The organism is Cellulomonas sp. P4_B5_2 (assembly GCF_056402235.1).
Window position 1 is genome coordinate 1 of sequence record NZ_JBFUHU010000442.1, and the last position, 2373, is coordinate 2373.

The window sequence follows — 2373 nt, forward strand, 5'->3', positions numbered from 1 at the left end:
TCGAGCCGCAGCCCGGCGACCGTGTGCCCGCGGACCGCCCCGCCGGGTGCGTCCCGGCCCTCGAGCACGAGGGTCCGCAGGCCTTCGTGGGCCAGCTCCCGCGCGGCGACTAGCCCCGCGATCCCGCCGCCGACGACGACCGCGTCCCAGGTCATCAGATGTCGTGGACCAGCTGGGCGACCCGCGTCAGGACGGTCGGATCGGTCTCCGGCGGCACCCCGTGGCCCAGGTTCACCACGTGCCCGGGCGCCACCGACCCGCGCGTCACGACGTCGCGGACGTGCGCCTCCAGCACCGGCCAGGGAGCGGCCAGCAGCGCCGGGTCGATGTTCCCCTGCAGCGGCGTGGTGCCGCCGAGCCGTCGGTTCGCCTCGTCCAGCGGCAGGCGGTAGTCGACGCCGATGACGTCCGCGCCCACGTCCCGCATGGCGCCGAGCAGCTCGCTGGTGCCGGTGCCGAAGTGGACCTTCTTCACGCCCAGGTCCTGCACGTGGCTCAGCGCGCGGGCCGACGCCGGCGCGACGTGGGCCGTGTAGTCGGCCAGGCCCAGCGAGCCCGCCCACGAGTCGAAGAGCTGGGTCGCGCTGGCGCCGGCCAGCACCTGCGCGCGCAGGAACGCCCCGGTCACGTCCGCGGCCCACTCGGTGAGCGCGGTCCACGTGGCGGGGTCGGCGTGCATGAGGGTGCGGGCGGCCAGGTGGTCGCGGGACGGCCCGCCCTCGACCAGGTACGCGGCGAGCGTGAAGGGTGCGCCCGCGAAGCCGATGAGGGGTGTGGAGCCGAGGGCCGCGACCGTGAGCGCGACGCCGTCCGAGACCGGCTGGAGCGCCTGCGGGGTCAGCGGGCCGAGGTCGCGCAGGCGCGCGACGTCGTCGGCCGTCCGGACCGCGGCGCCCATCACCGGTCCGACGCCGGGCTTGATCTCCACGTCGACGCCCGCGAGCTTGAGGGGCACGACGATGTCCGAGAAGAAGATCGCCGCGTCCACGTCGTGCCGGCGCACCGGCTGGAGGGTGATCTCGCTGGCCAGCGCCGGGTCCAGGCAGGCGTCGAGCATGGCCGTGCCGACGCGCGCCTCGCGGTACTCGGGCAGGGACCGTCCGGCCTGTCGCATGAACCAGACCGGCCGACGCGCAGGCCGCTCGCCGGAATAGGCGCGCACGAGCGAAGAATTCTCCGTCCGGCCGTCGACGAGGGGGTGCGAGGAAGGAAGGATCACGGGTTCGATTGTGCCGGACAATTGTCGAGATGATTAACTCGGGGACGTGGTGCTGCTGTCCCTTGCTGCCAGCCACCACGACCTCGACCTCGATGTGCTGGAACGTCTCTCGTCGGACGTGCAGGCCGTCGCGTCCGAGCTCGTGGGCTCGGTCGCGTCCGTGTCCGGTGCCGTCGTCCTGGCGACGTGCAACCGGTTCGAGCTGTACCTGGAGGTCGACGACGCGGCCGACACCCCGGCCGCTCTCGACACGGCCGCCGTCGCCGTGGCCGGTCGCTCCGGCTACACCGCCGGGCAGGTCTCCGGACACCTCCGCGTGCGCACCGGCACCGACGCCGCCGCCCACCTGTTCTCCGTCGCCAGCGGCCTCGACTCCATGGTGGTCGGCGAGCGGGAGATCGCCGGACAGGTCCGCCGCGCGCTGACCAGCGCCCGCCGTGACCACACCACCACCTCCGGCCTCGAGTCCCTGTTCCAGGCGGCCTCGCGCGTCTCGCGCACCGTCGAGAGCCGCACCGGCCTCGGCGCCACCGGCCGCTCGGTGGTCGGCGTCGCGCTCGACATCGCCGAGCAGCACCTGCCCGACTGGTCCGCGGTGCGCTGCGTCCTCATCGGCACCGGCTCCTAWGCGGGAGCCTCCCTGGCCGCCCTCAAGGCCCGCGGCGCGCGCGACATCCGGGTCTACTCCGCCTCCGGCCGCGCCGGCTCGTTCGCGGCCGCCCGCGGCGTCCGGTCGCTGCCCGCGTCGGCCGACCTCGCGGCCGAGGTGTCCGACGTGGACCTCGTGGTCGCGTGCAGCGGGGCCGCGGGTGCCGTGCTCGGGGTCGACGCGCTCGCCGCCGCGCGCGTCGGGACGCCTGCCTCGCTCACCGTGGTGGACCTCGCGCTCCGGCACGACGTCGACCCCGGCGTCCGCACGCTGCCCGGCGTCCGGCTCGTCAGCCTGCACACCGTCGCCGAGCACGCCCCGGCCGAGCACGCCGCCGTGCGTGCCGCGCACGAGGTCGTCGAGGCGGCCGCCGAGGCGTACGAGGCCGACCGGCGGGTGCGCGACTGGAACCCGGCCGTGGTCGCGGAGCGGACCCGCGTGCTGGGCGGTCTCGAGGCCGGCCTGAGCGCGTTGCCCGCCGAGCTCCGCGACGAGCGTGCGGAGC

3 protein-coding genes are annotated in these 2373 nt (G+C 75.4%); 1 reads left to right on the plus strand and 2 read right to left on the minus strand.

The window, feature by feature from the left end; translation table 11 throughout:
• Nucleotides 1-155: FAD-dependent oxidoreductase (locus tag AC1DUQ_RS20845; protein WP_477074530.1), on the minus strand; the 155-nt coding region annotated here is incomplete at its 3' end.
• Entirely contained in the window at nt 155-1219 is a 1065-nt protein-coding gene (hemE, locus tag AC1DUQ_RS20850) for a uroporphyrinogen decarboxylase (protein WP_477059372.1), read from the minus strand. The genes hemE and AC1DUQ_RS20845, both read right to left, overlap by 1 nt.
• A gap of 46 nt (nt 1220-1265) precedes the next feature.
• Here hemE and AC1DUQ_RS20855 point away from each other — a divergent pair.
• Nucleotides 1266-2373: glutamyl-tRNA reductase (locus AC1DUQ_RS20855; RefSeq protein WP_477074529.1), on the plus strand; the 1108-nt coding region annotated here is incomplete at its 3' end.